Raw genomic sequence first — 17,960 nt, 5'->3', positions numbered from 1 at the left:
CTCATTGGCAGCAGGCGGTCGTCAAAGGTGTTGGAGGGTCAGGGCATCAGGCGGTGCCGCAGGCGCCGAGCGCTAATTGCTCCTTGAGCGGGGGAATGTCCAGCCGGCGCATCACCCGGTACAACGAGGGCCGGCAAATCCCCAGAGCGCGGGCCGCCGCCGACATGTTCCAGTGGCAGCTCTGCAAAGCGTGCAACACGTCACTGCGCTCATCGCCTAACGGGGCCGCCCGGCGGATGGGTGTGATGTTGGCAGGCAACGCAGCCGGGGCCTGGCACTGCTCGAGAACGTCCAGCGGCAGGTCGCTGCGCAGCATACGCGGGCCTTCCATCACTGCGCAGGCGTAGCGCACGACCGCCCGCATCTGGCGCAGATTCCCAGGCCAGGTATGGGCCATCAGCAAACTCCACACCTGCGCCAGTACCTGGCGAGGGTCACAGCCTGGAAGCTCATGGGCCACCATGTTGCACAGCAGCTCACCACGGTCCTGACGCTCGCGCAGCGGCGGTAACTGCACTACGCCTGTGGCGATGCGATAGAACAGGTCCTCGCGGAAACTGCCCTCGGCAACACGCGCCGAGAGGTCCTGGTGCGTCGCGCAGACCAGTGCGAAGTTGACCGGGATGCTGCGCTCGGCACCCAGGGGCGTCACCTCACGTTCGGCAATCACCCGTAGCAGGCGCGTTTGTTGTTCCAGGGGCATGTCGCCGATTTCATCGAGAAACAGCACGCCGCCATCGGCTTGCTGAACCTTGCCTTTCTTGCCGCCCGGCAGAGCACCCGAAAACGCCCCGCGGCTGTAGCCGAACAGCTCGCTTTCGATGAGGGTTTCGGGAATGGATGCGCAATTGAGCGCCACCAATGGCGCCGCGCGGCGCTGACTGTGTGCATGCAGAGCGCGGGCGAGGATTTCCTTGCCGGTACCGGTCTCTCCGCGGATCAGTACGGCGATGCCACGCTCCATCAGCCGCAAGGCCCGGTTGAAGGCCTGGCGCACTCCAGGGTCACTGTCTTGAGCGATGTTGCACGCCTCCACGACGGGTTGGGGCGCACGCACGGCAGGGTTACAAGCGGTCATTAGCGTCACCTTTTTTCTTGTTCTATAGCTTTTGACTATGTCGACGGGCGGGCTTGTGACACCGCCTGGGCCGAATGACGTTGCACGGTTCACATTAGGGAGGCGCAGTTATATTTTCCAATACATAATCATGCATCGACTGATACCTTCGAGAGCATCATGATCGAGCTGAGGCATCTGCAGTATTTCCGCACGCTGGCCGAAACCCTTCACTTCGGCCGCGCGGCCGAGCGCTTGCATATTTCACAGCCACCGTTGTCGCGGCAGATCGCGCTGTTGGAAGAAGAGCTGGGGGTCAAGCTGTTCGACCGTTCACGGCGCAGGGTCGAGCTGACGGAGGCCGGCCAGCGTTTCTACCTCGACACCGGCACGGTGTTCGCCGCCTTCGAGCAAGCCAAGCGCAATGCCCTGGCCGCCGCGCGCGGTGCGGCGGGGGCGCTTTCCGTGGGGTTCATGATGTCCACCGCCTACAGCATCACTCCGGCGATCACCCGCCGTTATGCCGCGCTGTTTCCCCAGGTGAACTTGAAATTGACCGAGACGCTGCCATTGGACCTGGCCCAGGACATCACCAGCGGCAACAAGGATGTAGCGATCATGTACCGGCCTCAGGACTGCACGGGCCTGGAAACCGTCACGTTATACCGCGAGGAAATGACCCTGGTACTGCCGCCCGGCCACCGCCTGGCCGAGCAAACCGTTGTGGAGCCACGTGAGCTTGCCGGTGAAACCTTCATCATCGTGCCACGGCGTATTGCTCCTGCCCTGCATGACATGATCTGCAACTACTGCCTCCAGCATGGGGTCACCCCGAACATCGGCCTTGAGATCAACATGCAGCAGACCATCGTCAACCTGGTGGGCGAAGGCCTGGGGGTGGCTATGGTCCCCCGGTCGATGCGCAACATGCGCCTGGCCAGCACCAGCTTCAGGCCCCTGCGCGAAGCACCGGTCATCGAAGTGGTGGCCGTGTGGACGGCCGACAACCACAACCCCTGCATTGCCACCTTCGTCGAGACGGCCCTGCAAGCCGGGGAACAGGCGACTCGGGAGGATGAGGCGCAACGCGGCGCAGAGCAATGAGTACCTGGTCTGGAAGCCGGTGATTCCTTCACCCTCGATCTCGATCTTTATATTCAAGTGCTAGATGCAGATAATCAGCATCGACAGTTGATCCAAGCCGGATCAAGCATGATGACCCGCGCTGCTATGTACAACTCGAGGCGTGTATCAACGTCATCGATAGTGTGGGATTACAACAGGTAGCGCATGCCTCGGCCTGCTGCGCTTTAACGTGGATCGACAGGATCCCGTAGCAGATCGACTTGAGCTGACATTGCTGCTGGCCGCTACCACCAGTGCCTGGCAAAACTGTCAGTGGCGACTTGCCCGACATGAAGAAGCGCTATGCTCAATTATCCCAAGGGCGGAGCTATGAAACATGACGACCCAATCGTTCAACCAGAACGGCCACTCTCAAATAAAACCGAGAAGAGATCTGAGTTACACCGCTTATGGCATGCACGCTTTCTCTGATCCGGCTTCTCCGATCCTTGCCTGTTGTGGCGAGCGTCAAGATAGCTTGTCTCAACTTTATTTACTTGGGAATGGCCATCGCCCCTACAGTAGTCGATTGATGAGATTTCACACGCCAGACGCTCACAGTCCTTTTTTGCAAGGGGGGGTCAATAGCTACTGCTATTGCGAAGGCGACCCCATCAACTTTTCGGACCCAACCGGAAACATGCGGACTCCATTTAAACCCTATAACGCCTCGACACATCACCAGGGAATTAACCCTACAATCCGCCAGGTCCTTAACCTCCAACGCCGTAAAACCTTGGCTAGAACTCGAGCCAGGCATGCCGGCGCGACCGCTCGGCAAGCCACTCAATTCGCACGAGATTCATTGAGGTACGTGCAGAGATTCAGAGAGGAGGCGATCAGCGCAAACGATTCAGTGCAGCGACAAATTTTTAGTGTCGTTGCCGACTGGAATCAGCAGCAGCGAGTGGAGCAGCTCGCTCGCAGCGAGAGAAGCAGGTCAGAAATGATCCGACAATTTAAGGCAGCTGACAGACTAACCGAAGAACAAAATATCCTACGTCGGACCGAAGGCGAGAACTTTCCTCCGCCCCCAGTCATAGCGCCACAGACGCATCAGGTTAATACAATTCAACCCCAAGCTGCCTGGATTCGGGGAACTGCTGTCAGAGGTGTCAATTCATGAGTTCGACGAAAACATCAGCCATGAGGCTAGCATGGAACAGCTACCTGAAAATTTTGGAAACCTCCGGTGGCCGTATTATTCAAGGTGAGAAAGTCTGCTTTAACGGTCATAAAACCTGATGATCAGCGCACCTCCTGTAGCCGCGGCCTTGTACCGCTCCGCCCGGCGGTAGTAACTGTAGAAAGATGGTGAGCCTCCAGACGCTGCGTCGGACCGCCTCTAAACCCAGCTAACTCCCCACGCAGCCCCCGCTCAAATCTCCAGAATCCCGGACGCCATGAACCCCCCGTCCACCGGGATCACATGCCCACTGATGTAGGACGCATCATCGGACGCAAGAAACGCCACCGCCCCCGCCATCTCCGCCGGTGTGCCATAACGGCGCAAAGGCACCGCACGGGCATAGGATTCGCGTGTCGCCGCAGAATGCAGTGTCTGCGTCAAGGGCGTGTCCACCGGGCCCGGGGCAATGCCGTTTACCGTAATGCCATGTTCGGCCAGTTCGATGGCCATCTGCCGGGTCAGGCCGATCACCGCTGCCTTCGACGTGCCATACGCGGTGCGCCCCATGCTCGCCCGCATGCCGCTGATGGAGGCAACGTTGATGATGCGTCCCCACCCGTGTTCGCGCATCACCTGCGCAGCGTGCTGGCTGCACAGCAGTGTGCCGGTCAGGTTGACGTTCATCAGCCGCTGCCAGCCTTCCAGGTCCGTGTCCAGAAATGACTGGGTGCGAGCGATACCGGCATTGTTGACCAATACATCACAGCGCCCGCAGCGCGCGCGCAGCTCATCGAACAAGGCCGTGATCGACGCTGCATCACCAATGTCGATCACCAGCGCCAAGGCATCGATGCCCTGCTCGCGCAACCCCTCCACCCTGAGCTCGGCAGCCTGCAGGTCGATGTCGGCCACCACCACCGTGTGGCCATCATGCCCCAGGCGTTCAGCGATGGCCGCGCCGATCCCCATGGCCGCACCGGTGACCAGCGCCACGCGGCCCACGGCAGTTGCAGGCAAAGTCTTTTTCGCAAATTGGCTCATGTCAGCGCTCTCTTAAAGGAAACCGATGGAAATCCACGGGAAACAGGCAACGATCACCAGCGCCACCAGCAACGCCCCGAGGTACCCCCAGACGCGGCGAATGACATGATCGGATGACGTGTTGCTGATGGCGCACGCAGCGTAGAAACCCACTCCCAAAGGCGGTGCGAACAAGCCGATGCCCATGGCCAGGATCACGACCATGGCGTAGTGCACCGGGTGGATGCCGAGCATTTCGGCCAGGGGGAACATCAGCGGGCCGAACAGCACGATGGCCGGGATACCCTCCAGCACACTGCCCAAAATCAGGAAGGTGAGGATGGTCACCACCATGAACCCCATCACCCCGCCGGGTATGTCCTCGATCAGTTCTACCAGCGACTGCGAGAAGCCCGATTGGGTCAGCGCCCAGGCCATCGCCGAGGCCATGCCGATGATCAGCAGGATCGCCCCGGACAAGGCCGCCGCTTCCAGCAACATCGGGTACAGCCGGCGCCATTCGATATGGCGCATGAACAGGTGCATCACCAGCCCCACCAGCACCACGTAGGCCACACCGATGGTCGAGACTTCGGTCGCAGTGGCCGCCCCTTCCAGCACCGCCACCCGGATCAGCAACGGCAGCGCCAGAGCCGGCAGGGCAACCAGAAACGTCTTGGCCACGCGGGACAAGGGTGCCCGCGCAATCGCCGGCGCTTCGTCCTTGCGCGAGCGCCACCAGCACACCACCGCAATGGCCAGGGTGGCCACCACCGCAGGCATCAACCCGCCAATGAACAGCGCCGTGATCGACACGCTGCACACCGCACCGATGGTGATCAGCACCAAGCTTGGCGGAATCGTCTCGGTCATCGCCCCTGTGGCCGACAACAGCGCTGCCAACTCTTCAGGCTTGGATCCGCGCCGCTTCATTTCAGGAAACAGCGCTGGGGCCACTGCCGCCATGTCGGCAACCTTCGACCCTGAAATACCCGACACCAGGAACATCGCCCCCAACAGCACGTATTGCAGACCGCCACGCACGTGCCCCAGCAGCGAGGCCATGAAGTCGATGAGCGTGCGGGCCATGCCCGACAACTGCAGCACCACACCCAGCAACACGAACAGCGGCACGGCCAGCAGGACCATGTGCGACATGCCTTCGTCCATGCGACCGACCACGATCGACAGGGGCGCGTGGGTCGCCAGGGCCAGGTAAGCCATGGTCGCCGTGCCGAACGCAAAGGCAATGGGGATGCCGCCGAACACGCAGGCGCCCAGCAGCACCAGGAAGAACACCACCAGGTTGTAGTTGCCCATCGCTGCCAGTACCGGCTGCGCCAGCCACAAAGCGGCGGCTACCGTAGCCACGACTGCCAACCCGGCCATGAACTGGCGCACGGTCGAATAACGGGCCATGCGCGCGACGGCCGCCAGCAGCATCAGCACAGCTCCAACGGGCAGCGCCGCAGCACGCACGCCATCGGGAATGCCCAGCGCCGGGGTGGTGATCCACATCTGTTCGTGGGAATGCTGCATGGCCGGCGAGATGATCATCGCCACGAACAGGCAGACGATCAGTGCCGACAAGGTTTCGCTGAAACCGCGCCAGGCCTGCGGCAGCTTGTTGACCAGCGCCGACATGCGCATGTGCTCGCCGCGGTCCAGCGCCAGTACGGCGCCGAACATCGCCAGCCAGATGAACAACGACGAGGCCAGTTCGTCGGACCAGATCAATGGGCTATGCAGCACGTAGCGGGCAATCACGCCGGCCAGCAGCACGCAGGTCTCGATCACCATCAGGGCAACCGCGATCACGCCCACCAGGCGCATGGCCCACTGGTTGAGGCAGATGAGCACCCGGGCCGGCAGGCGCTGCGAAACGGTGGAGGCCGGTAGCGCTGGCGCGCGCATCACGCCAGCTTCCCGGCGTATTGTTCAAGGATGCTCCAGGCCTGGTCGCCGAACTTGTCGTGCCAATCGGCGTAGTAATTGGCACTGCGCAGCTTGTCGCGAAACGGATCGGCAGGCGCCTCGACCAGTTCCAGGCCTTGTCCTTTCAAGGTATCGCGGGTACTGCCTTCGAGCTTGGCCAGGTCCTGGCGTTGGCCCATCACCGCCGCGTCGATGTGCTTGCGCAGGATCGCCTGCATATCCGCCGGCAGGCGCCCGATCGAGGCACTGTTGCCGAGCATCCAGAAGCCATCCCACACATGGTTGGTCAGCGAGCAATATTTCTGCACTTCGTAAAGTTTGGCCGTCGATACCAGGGTCATGGGGTTTTCCTGCCCTTCGACGATCCGGGTCTGCAAGGCCGAATACACTTCGGCGAAGTTGATGCTGGTCGGCGCAGCTTCCAGAGCGCGGAAGATCGACATGATGATCGGGCTGGGCGGAACACGCAGCTTCATGCCGCGCAAGTCGTCCGGGCTCGCGACCGGTCGGGTGCTGGTGGTGGTAACGCGAAAGCCGTTGTCCCACATGTGGTCGAATGCGAACAGGGTGCCGGTCTTGGCGATCTCAGCACGCACATGCTCACCCAAGGCACCGTCCATTGCGCTCCACACCTGCTGGTAATCCTTGAACGCAAAGCCTACGGCGCTTATCTGCACCGACGGCACCATGGTGCCCAGGATCACGGGCGAGAGGGAAAACAGATCGACCGCCCCGGAGCGCACCTGGGCAAGGGTATCGGTGTCGCTGCCCAGCTGGCTGCTTGGAAATACCTGCACCACCAAGGCGCCGTTGGTCTCCTCCTTGATGGCCTTGGCCATGGCCCGGGCGCGCACGTTCATGGGGTGGCTGATGGGCAGGTTGTTGGCAAACTTGAGTTTGAAGTCGGCAGCCCGGGCACCAGTGCTGTAGAGGCCCAGGCCGGCAGCGGCAACGGCCGCCGATGCCAGGGAGGCCGTCTTGATGAAGGAACGGCGGGTGAAATCGCTCATGAAGCTCTCCTGACCTATTTGTTCTTATTGATCGAGTGGGATACGGCGATGGTGCAGATAACTTTGCAATAGAGGTGCCACACTCAAGCGGATGTACGGTGTAGCGTAGTGGGCATCCGCCATACGCGCTTAACTGCTTGATTTTAAAATGCTAAATAAAATCCACTGACGCGTCTTGCTGTGCCAGTGGGCATCTCGCCACTGCCTGAGTGTGTAACAGGTGTCTCCCTTGGGTGTCGCTTGCCAAGTCAAGGCGACACCTGTAGCACGTGCTCGCTACCCGTCGCCACCGTCGAACGTGCCACGAATGCGCGTGGCAGAGCGCTTGCCGCAGGCCTGGCACCGTTCTTGCCCTCGACCTCGCCAACCCCGAGCGAGGATTACTCTCATGCATTCACCCCTCATCAACGGCTGGTACCACGCCCCCTTCGGCAAGTTTCCCGACATCGACCCCGAGCGCATGATGGCTGACGCGGCCCTCGGCGCCCTGAATCACGCAGGGCTCGATGCACAGCAGATCGATTCGGTACACGTCGGCCACTTCAATGCAGGTTTTCTCTACCAGGACTTCCCGTCCGCCCTGCTCGCCAATCACCTGCCAGCACTGCGTTTCACTCCGGCCGTGCGCGTGGAGAACGCCTGCTCCACCGGTTCAGCGGCGATTCACTCGGCCTTGCACGCCGTGCTGAGCGGACAATCGCGCCATGCCCTGGTAGTGGGCTTCGAGAAGATGAACAGCCTGCCCACGGCCGAGGTGGGGAAGATCCTGCTCAAGTGCTGCTATACGCCCGAAGAAGCCAACATCGAGAACGGCTTTGCCGGGGTGTTCGGCAACATCGCCAGCGCCTATTTCGATCGCTATGGTGATCAGTCCGACGCACTGGCCATGATCGCCGCCAAGAACCACGCCAACGGCGCGCTCAACCCGTATGCGCACATGCGCCGCGACGTGGGCTACGACTTCTGCCGCACACCCTCGGACAAGAACCCCTTCGTGGCGGGGCCCCTCAAGCGCAGTGATTGTTCACTGATCAGCGACGGCGCGGCCGCCCTGGTGATCAGCCGGGGCGATCAACCCACCGGGAGCGGCCAGGCCGTTCGCTTTCGCGCAGCCGTCCAGGTCAACGACTTCCTGCCATTGTCACGGCGCGACCCCACGGTATTCGAAGGCGCTGCACGTGCCTGGCAGCAGGCGCTGAGCCAGGCGCGCCTGACGCTGGACGACCTGTCCCTGGTGGAGACCCATGACTGCTTCACCATCGCCGAACTGCTCGAATACGAGGCCATGGGCCTGGCCGAACGCGGTCAAGGCGCACGGGTAATCGCCGACGGCGTCAGCCGCAAGGACGGCAGGCTCCCGATCAACCCTTCCGGTGGCCTCAAGTCCAAGGGCCATCCCATTGGTGCGACCGGCGTCTCGATGCACGTGATGGCGGCCATGCAGCTCACCGGCCAGGCCGGCGACATGCAACTGCCGCGCGCAGACCGAGCCGGCGTGTTCAACATGGGCGGGGCCGCCGTGACCAACTACGTGAGCATTCTGGAGAGCGTGCGATGAACGGAATCGACAATGTCATGAACCTGGGGGAGTTGCTGGCCCAGGTGGCTAGGCGTTTGCCTGACCTGCCAGGCTTCATTCGCGGCGATCACCAGGTGTCATGGCGCCAACTGCTGCACCGTGTTGACAGCATCGCTGCCGCGCTGCGTGCACGCGGCTTGGGCAAGGGCGACCGCTTGCTGGTGCACTCGCGCAACAACCTGCCGCTGTTCGAAAGTGCCTGGGTGGCCTTTCGCCTGGGTATGGTCTGGGTGCCCACCAATGTGCGCATCACCCCACCCGAAGCCGCCTACCTGGGCAGTTCCAGCGGCGCAGTAGCGATGCTCTACGACGAGGGTTTCGGCCATTATGTGGACGCTGTGCGACAGGCATCACCGGCACTGCAGACCGTGATTGCCATGGCGGCGCCACGCCCGGGTGAACTGGCCTACGCTGCCCTGCTCGATGAAGGCGCCCAGCTTCAGCCAGGGTTTCGCCCTGCCGAGGTGAACTACAACGACCCGCTCTGGTTCTTTTACACCTCGGGCACCACCGGGCACCCCAAGGCAGGGGTACTGACCCACGGGCAAATGGCGTTCGTGGTCAACAACCACTTGGCCGACCTGATGCCCTGCCTGAGCCAGCAGTCACGTTCGCTGGTACTGGCCCCCTTGTCCCACGGGGCCGGTATTCATGCACTGGTCAACGTAGCCCGGGGTGCTGCTTGCGTGCTCCCTGTCGGGGACCGGCTGGACTGCGACGAGGCCTGGCGCCTGGTGCAGCAGCACCGTATCGACAACCTGTTCACGGTACCGACCATCGTCAAGATGCTCACCGAAGACCCGGCCATCCGCCGTTACGATCACAGCAGCCTGCGCTACGTCATCTACGCAGGCGCCCCCATGTACCGCGCGGACCAGTGCCATGCGCTGCGCACATTGGGCAAGGTGCTGGTCCAGTATTACGGCCTTGGCGAGGTCACCGGCAACATCACGGTGCTGCCCGCCGACTGCCATGATGCCGACGATGGCCCCCAGGCCAAGGTCGGTTCCTGCGGCTACCCGCGCACCGGCATGCAGGTGGCCATTCTCGACGACAAAGGCCACGAGCTGCCCACGGGTACGGACGGCGAAATCTGCGTGCGCGGCCCGGCCGTGTTCGCCGGCTATTACAACAACCCTCAGGCCAATGCCGAATGCTTCCGCCATGGCTGGTTCCATACCGGCGATCTGGGGCATGTGGACGCGCACGGTTACCTGTTCATCACCGGGCGCGCCTCGGACATGTACATCTCCGGTGGCTCGAACGTGTATCCACGCGAAGTGGAGGAAGCGTTGCTGACCCATCCTGCCGTCAACGAAGTGGCCGTACTCGGCATGCCAGACGACAAATGGGGCGAATGCGGTTGCGCGGTGATCGTTACCACGGCCGAGGTCAGCGATGAGCAACTGCTCGCGCACCTGGAGCCGCGTCTGGCGCGCTACAAATGGCCCAAGCAGTTCGTGCGCTGGCATGAGATGCCAAAGTCTGGCTACGGCAAGATCGTCAAGAAACACATCCGCACGTTGCTCGAGACTGGCACGGAGCAACCGGCATGAGGCCCCATTTCGAATTGCGCAGCGGGGTGCGCCACTTCAAGCACGCAGGCCCGGCCCGCCTACCCCGGCTGCTCGACTGTGAAGTGGCGTGCAGCCAGGAACTGCGCGTGGAGCTTGCGTCCGGCAGCCAGGTGGCCGAAAGCCTGCTGGCGGTGCTCGAGCGCTGTCGCTACCAGAGCGCGGTCGGCCGCGTGCTGTGGGGCAGCGCGTGCGCCTTGGCCTACCACCGCATGGTGACCACGAGCGACAGCCAACGCCCTTACGACTATGGCAAGCCCGTGGAGCTCACAGGCCCTGTGACGTTCATCAGCGGTGCCTTGACTGTCGGCAGGGATGCCAGCGGTGCCCCGTTGCTGCATTGCCACGCCGGCATGCTCGACAGCCTTGGGCAACAGCACGGTGGGCACCTGGTATTGCAGCGGGTCGTGGTCGGTAGCGAACCCTTGGTGCTGCGGCTATGCCTGTTCGAGCACGTCGCCTACCAGGTGCAGCCTGACACCGAGACCCACTTCAACCTGCTGCACCCTGTGATCAAGGAGGCCTCATGACACCTGCCCTGTCCACGACTACCTCGCAGGTCCAGCAAGGCCGCCTCGGGCGGCTGGTGGTCGCCCGCCTCAAGCCCAACGAAGATGTGATCGACAGCGCCGAAGCCCTCTGCGCCAGCCACGGCATCGCCTGCGCCGTGGTCCGTGGCGGGCTGGGCAGCCTGATCGACGGCGAACTGCGCTACCACGGTGAGCGCGGACATCAAGCCATTCATGTACCCGGGCCCGGTATCGAGATCCTCAGCCTGAGCGGTGAGGTCATCGCCGGCCGAAGCCACCTTCAGGCAGTGCTCGCCGACGCCGATGGCAAGCTCTTTGCCGGCTGCCTGCAACGGGGCCGCAACCTGTCCTTCATCACCGTGGAGCTCACCCTGCAGGAGTGGCTGCCGGACTGATTGCCCACCCTGCAGCACCCTTTGCGCCCGCTACCTGGGCGCCTATCACCCTCAGGAAGAAAACAATGACAAGAACGCCCTACGTGCCCCTGTACCTACTCACCTTGACCACCTTGGCCGTTCCGGCTGCCAAGGCGGCCTTCATCGAGGACGGCAAAGCCAACCTGCACCTGCGCAACTACTACTTCAACAACGATTACCGCGACCGCCCCGGCCCTGCCGGCCAAAGCAAGACGGCCGAATGGGCGCAGGGTTTCATGCTCGACTACAAGTCGGGTTTCACCGACGGCACCGTGGGGTTTGGCGTTGACGCCCTCGGCTTGCTGGGCCTACGCCTGGATGGCGGTGCAGGCAATCATCGAGGCAGTTCGATGATCCCGGATGCCAGCGATGGCAGCGCGGTGGACGAATGGAGTCGCCTGGGCTTGACCGGCAAGGTCCGTTTTTCGCAGACCGAGGCACGCTACGGTACGCTGCAACCGAAACTGCCGATTCTGGTGGCCAACGATGGGCGCTTGCTGCCACAGACCTTCGAAGGCGGGATCGTCACCTCCAAAGAAATCGATGGCCTGACCCTGACCGGGGGTCGCCTGGAGCACACCACCGGCCGTGGCTCGACCAACCGCTCAGGCCTGGCCGTGGCAGGCGGTACACGCGAGAGTAATGCGTTTGTGTTTGCCGGGGCTGATTACCAGCTCACCCCCGCCTTGAAGCTGCAATATTACGGCGCCCAGCTGGAGGATTACTACGTCCAGCATTTTGCGGGGCTCGTGCACACCTGGGCCTTGAGCGACAACCAGTCACTGACCACCGACCTGCGCTACTTCAAGACCGACGCCGATGGACGCAACGACTCGGCCAGCGGGCGCGCGGCGGGGTATCGCGTCACCGGCCTGGGCGACACCGCAGGCAAGATCGACAATGATACCTGGAGTGCCATGTTCACTTACGCCACTGGTGGCCACTCGGTGTTGCTTGGCCATCAGCGGGTCTCGGACAGTGGCAACTTCGTGCAGATCAACCAGGGCAATACGGGCGAAGGCGCAGCGGGCTCGAGCCTGTATCTGTTCACCGACCGGCTGGTGACCAGTTTCACCCGTGCAGGTGAACGCACCACCTTCGGCCAATACAGCTACAACTTTGCGGCATTGGGCATGCCTGGCCTGATTGCCTCGCTCACCTACCTCAAGGGCACGCACATCCGCACCACTGCCGGCGGTGATGAAAAGGAGTGGGAACGTGACATCGCCCTGGACTATGTGGTGCAGGACGGTGCGCTGAAGGGGCTGGGCTTGAGCTGGCGCAATGGCATGCTACGCAGTGGATTGCCCAGCGAGTGGGCACAGGATCAGAACCGGGTGACCGTCAGCTATACCGTGCCATTGTTCTAGGCCACGGTTGTCCGTATTCACGCAGCCTCTGTGGGAGCGGCTTTGCCGGGGCGCTCCCACAGGTGGGGGGGTGGACTCGATCTGCAAGCTTGCGGATGTTAGGGACAACTGCCTCGCTCATCCCCAAAGCGTCCGCAGACTGTCAACCGTGCTGTGCCCCCTCGAACCACGCCAGCTTTTCACGCAGCTGCACCACCTCACCCACGATCACCAAGGTAGGCGCATGCACTTCGTGGCGTGCGACCAGGGCGGGCAAGTCGGCCAGGGTGCCGGTGAACACACGCTGGTTGCGCGTCGTGCCTTGTTGCATCAAGGCGGCCGGGGTGCTCGCTGCCCGCCCATGGCGGATAAGTTCTTCGCAGATAGTCGGCAAGCCGACCAGGCCCATGTAGAACACCAGCGTCTGGGCAGGCGCGACCAGGTCGTCCCAAGGCAAGTTGCTGCTACCGTCCTTCAGGTGCCCAGTGACAAAGCGCACCGACTGGGCATGATCGCGGTGGGTCAGCGGGATGCCGCCGTAAGCGGCACAACCACTGGCAGCGGTGATGCCCGGCACGACTTGAAACGGGATATTGTGCTCGGCCAGCTCCTCGATCTCCTCGCCGCCACGGCCGAAAATGAACGGATCACCACCCTTCAGGCGCAGCACCCGCTTGCCCTGCTGGGCAAGGTCCACCAATAACCGGTTGATCTGGTCCTGGGGAACGGCATGCTCTGCACGACGCTTGCCCACATAAATGCGCTCGGCATCCCGACGGCACATGTCGATGATCGCAGGCGCTACCAGGCGGTCGTACAGCACCACATCGGCCTGCTGCATCAACCGTAGCGCGCGGAAGGTCAGCAAGTCCGGGTCACCCGGGCCGGCACCGACCAGGTAGACTTCGCCGCCCTGCTGCACCGGCGCGCCATCGACCATCGCCTGCAACAACCGCTCGGCCTCTGCGCCCTGCCCGGCCAGTTGGCGTTCGGCAATCGGCCCCTGAAAGACGGTCTCCCAGAAACCCCGGCGCTGGTTCACATCCGGGTACAACGACTTGACGGTGTGTCGGAAACGCGCCGCCAACCCGGCCAATTCACCGTAGGCAGCAGGAATCCAGGCTTCGAGCTTGGCCCGAATCAAGCGTGCCAGGACCGGTGCATCGCCCCCGCTGGACACGGCTATCACCAAAGGCGAGCGGTCGACGATGGCCGGGAAGATGACCGTGCACAGCGCCGGCGCATCGACCACGTTGACCGGCAAACTCAGGGCCTGGGCATCGGCCGAAACCTGGGCATTGAGCCCAGGATCGTCCGTGGCGGCGATCACCAGCCGGCAACCTGTGAGGTCCCCCGGCTGGTAACCGCGCACCAGGACCTGGCCACCGCCTTCGCGCGCCATGCTGGCCAGCTGGCCATCGATTTCCGGGGCCACCACGCGCAGCGCGGCGCCAGCATCGGCCAGCAGACGCGCCTTGCGCAATGCGATCTCGCCACCACCAACCACCAGCACCAAAGCGCCCTGCAGCTTGTGGAACAGCGGCAGGTAGTCCATTTAGCGGATCACCTCAACGCCGCCCATGTAGGGCTTGAGCACTTCGGGTACTCGGATCGAACCGTCGGCTTGCTGGTAGTTTTCCAGCACCGCGACCAGCGTGCGGCCCACGGCCAGACCGGAGCCGTTCAGGGTGTGCACCAGCTCCGGCTTTCCGGTTTCCGGGTTGCGCCAGCGCGCTTGCATGCGGCGGGCCTGGAAGTCGCCGCAGTTGGAGCACGAGCTGATCTCGCGGTATTTGTCCTGGCTGGGCACCCACACTTCCAGGTCAAACGTCTTGACGGCGCTAAAGCCCATGTCACCGGTGCACAGGGCCAACACACGGTACGGCAGCTCGAGCAGTTGCAGCACACGCTCGGCATTGGCCGTCAGGCCTTCGAGCGCTTCCATCGACTTGCCGGGCTCCACCACCTGCACCATCTCGACCTTGTCGAACTGGTGCTGGCGGATCATGCCGCGGGTGTCTCGGCCCGAGGCACCGGCTTCACTGCGGAAGCACGGTGTGTGCGCCACGAACTTGAGCGGCAGTTGCTTGGCGTCGAGAATTTCCCCAGCCACCAGGTTGGTCAGCGACACCTCGGCGGTCGGGATCAGGTAGAAGTCCGCCTCGCCTTCGCGGGTGATCTTGAACAGGTCTTCCTCGAACTTGGGCAGCTGGCCGGTGCCCTGAAGGGCTGGCGCCTGCACCAGATACGGGGTGTAGTGCTCCTCGTAGCCGTGCTCACCGGTGTGCAGGTTGATCATGAACTGCGCCAGTGCGCGGTGCAGGCGTGCAATCGGGCCGCGCAGCACGGCAAAACGCGCGCCAGACAGCTTGGCCGCCGCCTCGAAGTCCAGACCACCGCTGATTTCGCCCAGGGCGACGTGGTCCTTGATTTCAAAATCGAACGCCTTGGGGGTGCCCCAGCGACGCACTTCGACGTTCTCGTCTTCGCTGGCACCGACCGGCACACTGGCATCGGGCAGGTTGGGGATGGTCAGCACGATGCTGTCCAGCTCTGCCTGGATACCGTCGAGCTCGGTTTTGCCGGCGGCCAGCTCATTGGCCATGCGTTCCACATCCGCCATCAGCGGTGCAATGTCTTCGCCCTTGGCTTTGGCCTGGCCGATGGATTTGGAACGGGCATTACGCTCGGCCTGCAGTTGCTCGGTACGGGTCTGTACCGCCTTGCGGCGCTCTTCCAGTGATTCGATGCGCGCGACATCCAGGCTAAAGCCACGGAAGGCCAGGCGATCCGCCACTTCCTGAAGTTGGCCGCGTAACAGTTTGGAATCGAGCATATCGTTCTCTCGTTATGTGTAGGTGTTGGTCAGAATCGAGTGAGGGACAATCCCGCCCAGGTCGCGAGCAGCCCGCCCACGACGCTGATGGCCGAATAACCCAACGCCAGAGGCACCTGCCCGCTTTCCAGCAAGCGTACGGTGTCCAGCGAAAATGAGGAAAACGTGGTCAGGCCGCCCAGAAAACCCACGATCAAACCCGCCCGCAACTCGGCCGGGACCATGGGTTTGTGCAGGAACAGGCCGTACAGCAGGCCGATCAACAAGCAGCCCACCAAGTTGACGGCAAGCGTACCTATATAGAAGTGTCGCGGCCAGTGGGCGACGACCCAATTGCCTGCGGCAAAGCGCAACAGGGTACCGGCGATACCACCGGCACTGACGGCGGCGATCAGCGTAATCATGGTTTTCTCCGCTGTCGCGGACTGCTGCGATCAAGCTCGGCCAGGTGCCGGAGCTTTTCGCCAATCTTGAGCTCGAGCCCGCGCGGCACCGGTTGGTAATACTGGCGCGGCTCCAGCGCCTCCGGAAAGTAGTCTTCACCGGCTGCGTAGGCATCCGGTTCGTCGTGGGCATAGCGGTACTCATCGCCGTAACCCAGCTGCTTCATGAGCTTAGTCGGCGCGTTGCGCAAGTGCAGCGGCACCTCCAGCGAACCGTGCTCCGCCGCTTCGCGCAGGGCGGTCTTGAAGCCCATGTAAACGGCATTGCTCTTCGGAGCGCAAGCGATGTAGGTAATGGCCTGTGCCACTGCCAGTTCACCTTCGGGGCTGCCCAGCCGCTCCTGCACGTCCCATGCTGCCAGGCACAGGCTCAAGGCGCGGGGGTCGGCGTTGCCGATGTCCTCACTGGCCATGCGCACGACCCGGCGCGCAATGTAGAGGGGGTCGCAGCCGCCATCGAGCATGCGTGCAAACCAGTAGAGCGCCGCGTCAGGGTCCGAACCCCGCACGGATTTATGCAGCGCTGATATCTGGTCATAGAACGCCTCCCCGCCCTTGTCGAACCGGCGACGGCTGTCTCCAAGCAGGCTTTGCAGCAGATCAACGTCGATTTCACTGCCGTCTTCGGCCAGGTCAGCGGCATTTTCCAGGAAATTGAGCATGCGTCGCCCGTCACCATCGGCGGCGGCCCTCAGCATGTCGAAGGCCTTGTCGCCAACGCGCAGGTTGCGTTTGCCAAGCCCCCGCTCCTCGGTCAGGGCGCGGTCCACCAGCTTGCGCAGCGCGGGCTCGTCCAGGCTCTTGAGCACGTAGACACGCGCCCGTGACAACAGCGCGTTGTTCAATTCAAAAGACGGGTTTTCGGTGGTAGCACCGATGAACAGCAAGGTGCCGTCTTCCACGAAGGGCAGGAAGGCATCCTGCTGAGACTTGTTGAACCGGTGCACTTCGTCGACGAACAGGATGGTACGGCGCCCGTACTGGCCGGCCTGCTGCTTGGCCACTTCCACCGCCTGGCGGATTTCCTTCACGCCGGCCAGTACCGCCGACACCGTTTCGAAATGCGCGTCGCAAAATTGCGCCAGCAGCCGCGCCAGGGTCGTCTTACCAACCCCCGGCGGGCCCCAGAAGATCATGGAGTGCAGCGCTCCCTGCTCCAGTGCTTCACGCAGCGGTTTACCGCGGGCAAGCAGGTGCTCCTGGCCGACATACTCGTCCAGGTTGGACGGGCGCAGACGGGCGGCCAGGGGCTGGGCGACAGGTTCGCTTCTAAACAGGTCCATGACTGGCTCTGGTTACTCCTTGATGACGTCCGCACCTTTGGGGATGTCGAACTTGAAGGTGCTGTCCGCTACCGTCTGGTTGGCCTTGACCCCATTGAACAGGATGTTGGTGCGCTGGCCAACGCTGTCGATCAGCTGCATGTCATTGATCAGGCCCTTGCGGAACGATACACGCAGCGAGTCGAACAGCGTGTCCTTGGTCTTGGGCTTGAGGGTAAAGTCCATCACATCGCCCTGCTCACGGGAGACGATATCGAAGCTTTGGCTGATCTTCGACACATCACCGGAAAGCAGCAGCGCCGGCGTCTGGTTCAGACGCACGTCGAGTTTCTTGACGGTGGCCTGCTCAAGGTCAGGGTCCCACAGGGTGACGTTCTTACCGTCCGATACCACCACCTGCTCCTGGGGCGCATTGGTGTGCCAGTAGAACAGGCCTGGGCGCTTGACCGTCATCTTGCCGGTGGTTTCCTGCAGGCTGGTGCCGCCTGCATCCAGGGTCAGCTGGGAGAAATTGGCTTCGATGGTCTGCGACTTTTCCAGCAACTGGGTCAGGCGCTGGACATCCTGCTCGCCGGCGAACGCCGAGACCGGGCCCAGGGCAAGGGCCGAAACCAACAGCATGCGAATAGCGCGCATGGGAATCCTCATTAAGCGTTGAAGGGGGCCGGACACCA

Annotated in this window: 16 protein-coding genes; 7 read left to right on the top strand and 9 right to left on the bottom strand. The window is 62.7% G+C overall.

Annotated elements, in window-relative coordinates:
- Nucleotides 1-46: 46 nt before the first annotated feature.
- Complete coding sequence (locus tag B2Y33_RS08590) at nt 47-1,078, bottom strand: sigma-54-dependent Fis family transcriptional regulator (RefSeq protein ID WP_080992833.1); 1,032 nt, start codon at nt 1,076-1,078, stop codon at nt 47-49.
- Nucleotides 1,079-1,237: 159 nt separating this feature from the next.
- On the opposite strand from B2Y33_RS08590, the gene B2Y33_RS08585 reads away from it, so the two are divergent.
- Both B2Y33_RS08585 and B2Y33_RS08580 read left to right on the top strand, forming a co-directional pair.
- Nucleotides 1,238-2,161 (top strand): LysR family transcriptional regulator, encoded by a 924-nt coding sequence (locus B2Y33_RS08585; protein ID WP_288632837.1) that lies wholly within the window; start codon nt 1,238-1,240, stop codon nt 2,159-2,161.
- 358 nt (nt 2,162-2,519) lie between these two features.
- Nucleotides 2,520-3,308 carry an RHS repeat-associated core domain-containing protein gene (locus B2Y33_RS08580; protein ID WP_206405404.1) on the top strand — a complete coding sequence of 263 codons (789 nt, stop codon included), beginning with the start codon at nt 2,520-2,522 and terminating at the stop codon, nt 3,306-3,308.
- A 252-nt stretch (nt 3,309-3,560) separates the two neighbouring features.
- On the opposite strand, the gene B2Y33_RS08575 is transcribed toward B2Y33_RS08580, so the two are convergent.
- The 3 genes from B2Y33_RS08575 to B2Y33_RS08565 are packed head-to-tail and all read right to left on the bottom strand — an operon-like array spanning nt 3,561 to nt 7,276.
- Entirely contained in the window at nt 3,561-4,352 is a 792-nt protein-coding gene (locus B2Y33_RS08575; protein ID WP_042139069.1) for an SDR family NAD(P)-dependent oxidoreductase, read from the bottom strand.
- 12 nt (nt 4,353-4,364) lie between these two features.
- Nucleotides 4,365-6,245 carry a TRAP transporter large permease subunit gene (locus B2Y33_RS08570; protein ID WP_241194897.1) on the bottom strand — a complete coding sequence of 627 codons (1,881 nt, stop codon included), beginning with the start codon at nt 6,243-6,245 and terminating at the stop codon, nt 4,365-4,367.
- Nucleotides 6,245-7,276 carry a TRAP transporter substrate-binding protein gene (locus tag B2Y33_RS08565; protein ID WP_027916174.1) on the bottom strand — a complete coding sequence of 344 codons (1,032 nt, stop codon included), beginning with the start codon at nt 7,274-7,276 and terminating at the stop codon, nt 6,245-6,247. The genes B2Y33_RS08570 and B2Y33_RS08565 overlap by 1 nt, the downstream gene beginning before the upstream one ends.
- A 388-nt stretch (nt 7,277-7,664) precedes the next feature.
- Here B2Y33_RS08565 and B2Y33_RS08560 point away from each other — a divergent pair, with 388 nt between their 5' ends.
- The 5 genes from B2Y33_RS08560 (at nt 7,665) to B2Y33_RS08540 (ending at nt 12,745) form a co-directional block, all read left to right on the top strand.
- Nucleotides 7,665-8,834, top strand: coding sequence for an acetyl-CoA acetyltransferase (locus B2Y33_RS08560; RefSeq protein WP_049695770.1), 1,170 nt, complete (start codon nt 7,665-7,667; stop codon nt 8,832-8,834).
- On the top strand, nt 8,831-10,411 hold the full coding sequence (locus tag B2Y33_RS08555) for an acyl-CoA synthetase (RefSeq protein WP_206405406.1): 1,581 nt from the start codon (nt 8,831-8,833) through the stop codon (nt 10,409-10,411). Before B2Y33_RS08560 ends, B2Y33_RS08555 begins: the two co-directional genes overlap by 4 nt.
- A complete protein-coding gene (locus tag B2Y33_RS08550; RefSeq protein WP_027916177.1) occupies nt 10,408-10,959 on the top strand; it encodes a hypothetical protein in 552 nt (183 codons plus the stop codon). Before B2Y33_RS08555 ends, B2Y33_RS08550 begins: the two co-directional genes overlap by 4 nt.
- Nucleotides 10,956-11,354, top strand: a complete 399-nt coding sequence (locus B2Y33_RS08545) for a PPC domain-containing DNA-binding protein (RefSeq protein ID WP_027916178.1) — start codon at nt 10,956-10,958, stop codon at nt 11,352-11,354. The genes B2Y33_RS08550 and B2Y33_RS08545 overlap by 4 nt, the downstream gene beginning before the upstream one ends.
- A gap of 65 nt (nt 11,355-11,419) precedes the next feature.
- Nucleotides 11,420-12,745 (top strand): OprD family porin, encoded by a 1,326-nt coding sequence (locus B2Y33_RS08540; RefSeq protein WP_110606590.1) that lies wholly within the window; start codon nt 11,420-11,422, stop codon nt 12,743-12,745.
- A gap of 142 nt (nt 12,746-12,887) precedes the next feature.
- Here the strand turns inward: B2Y33_RS08540 and cysG are convergent, their stop codons facing one another.
- The 5 genes from cysG to lolA are packed head-to-tail and all read right to left on the bottom strand — an operon-like array spanning nt 12,888 to nt 17,922.
- Entirely contained in the window at nt 12,888-14,279 is a 1,392-nt protein-coding gene (cysG, locus tag B2Y33_RS08535) for a siroheme synthase CysG (protein ID WP_288632833.1), read from the bottom strand.
- Nucleotides 14,280-15,560, bottom strand: coding sequence for a serine--tRNA ligase (gene serS / locus B2Y33_RS08530; RefSeq protein WP_206405407.1), 1,281 nt, complete (start codon nt 15,558-15,560; stop codon nt 14,280-14,282).
- Between the two features lie 29 nt (nt 15,561-15,589).
- Complete coding sequence (gene crcB, locus B2Y33_RS08525) at nt 15,590-15,964, bottom strand: fluoride efflux transporter CrcB (protein ID WP_027916182.1); 375 nt, start codon at nt 15,962-15,964, stop codon at nt 15,590-15,592.
- On the bottom strand, nt 15,961-17,286 hold the full coding sequence (locus B2Y33_RS08520) for a replication-associated recombination protein A (RefSeq protein ID WP_027916183.1): 1,326 nt from the start codon (nt 17,284-17,286) through the stop codon (nt 15,961-15,963). The genes crcB and B2Y33_RS08520 overlap by 4 nt, the downstream gene beginning before the upstream one ends.
- 12 nt (nt 17,287-17,298) lie before the next feature.
- On the bottom strand, nt 17,299-17,922 hold the full coding sequence (gene lolA / locus B2Y33_RS08515) for an outer membrane lipoprotein chaperone LolA (protein WP_027916184.1): 624 nt from the start codon (nt 17,920-17,922) through the stop codon (nt 17,299-17,301).
- Nucleotides 17,923-17,960 lie beyond the last annotated feature (38 nt).

The sequence above is a fragment of the Pseudomonas sp. UBA5666 genome, assembly GCF_002420785.1.
GTDB classification, from domain to species: Bacteria; Pseudomonadota; Gammaproteobacteria; order Pseudomonadales; family Pseudomonadaceae; genus Aquipseudomonas; species Aquipseudomonas fulva.
The sequence above is the reverse complement of the archived record's forward strand: the minus strand, read 5'-3'. Positions and strand labels throughout refer to the sequence as shown.

What these genes read in the sequence shown, in the direction of transcription:
- B2Y33_RS08575 (WP_042139069.1), bottom strand. Translation starts at nt 4,352, where the DNA reads ATGAGCCAATTTGCGAAAAAGACTTTGCCTGCAACTGCCGTGGGCCGC.
- B2Y33_RS08540 (WP_110606590.1), top strand. Translation starts at nt 11,420, where the DNA reads ATGACAAGAACGCCCTACGTGCCCCTGTACCTACTCACCTTGACCACC.
- B2Y33_RS08580 (WP_206405404.1), top strand. Translation starts at nt 2,520, where the DNA reads ATGACGACCCAATCGTTCAACCAGAACGGCCACTCTCAAATAAAACCG.
- B2Y33_RS08545 (WP_027916178.1), top strand. Translation starts at nt 10,956, where the DNA reads ATGACACCTGCCCTGTCCACGACTACCTCGCAGGTCCAGCAAGGCCGC.
- B2Y33_RS08565 (WP_027916174.1), bottom strand. Translation starts at nt 7,276, where the DNA reads ATGAGCGATTTCACCCGCCGTTCCTTCATCAAGACGGCCTCCCTGGCA.
- B2Y33_RS08555 (WP_206405406.1), top strand. Translation starts at nt 8,831, where the DNA reads ATGAACGGAATCGACAATGTCATGAACCTGGGGGAGTTGCTGGCCCAG.
- crcB (WP_027916182.1), bottom strand. Translation starts at nt 15,964, where the DNA reads ATGATTACGCTGATCGCCGCCGTCAGTGCCGGTGGTATCGCCGGTACC.
- B2Y33_RS08590 (WP_080992833.1), bottom strand. Translation starts at nt 1,078, where the DNA reads ATGACCGCTTGTAACCCTGCCGTGCGTGCGCCCCAACCCGTCGTGGAG.
- serS (WP_206405407.1), bottom strand. Translation starts at nt 15,560, where the DNA reads ATGCTCGATTCCAAACTGTTACGCGGCCAACTTCAGGAAGTGGCGGAT.
- B2Y33_RS08570 (WP_241194897.1), bottom strand. Translation starts at nt 6,245, where the DNA reads ATGCGCGCGCCAGCGCTACCGGCCTCCACCGTTTCGCAGCGCCTGCCG.
- B2Y33_RS08585 (WP_288632837.1), top strand. Translation starts at nt 1,238, where the DNA reads ATGATCGAGCTGAGGCATCTGCAGTATTTCCGCACGCTGGCCGAAACC.
- lolA (WP_027916184.1), bottom strand. Translation starts at nt 17,922, where the DNA reads ATGCGCGCTATTCGCATGCTGTTGGTTTCGGCCCTTGCCCTGGGCCCG.
- B2Y33_RS08560 (WP_049695770.1), top strand. Translation starts at nt 7,665, where the DNA reads ATGCATTCACCCCTCATCAACGGCTGGTACCACGCCCCCTTCGGCAAG.
- B2Y33_RS08520 (WP_027916183.1), bottom strand. Translation starts at nt 17,286, where the DNA reads ATGGACCTGTTTAGAAGCGAACCTGTCGCCCAGCCCCTGGCCGCCCGT.
- cysG (WP_288632833.1), bottom strand. Translation starts at nt 14,279, where the DNA reads ATGGACTACCTGCCGCTGTTCCACAAGCTGCAGGGCGCTTTGGTGCTG.
- B2Y33_RS08550 (WP_027916177.1), top strand. Translation starts at nt 10,408, where the DNA reads ATGAGGCCCCATTTCGAATTGCGCAGCGGGGTGCGCCACTTCAAGCAC.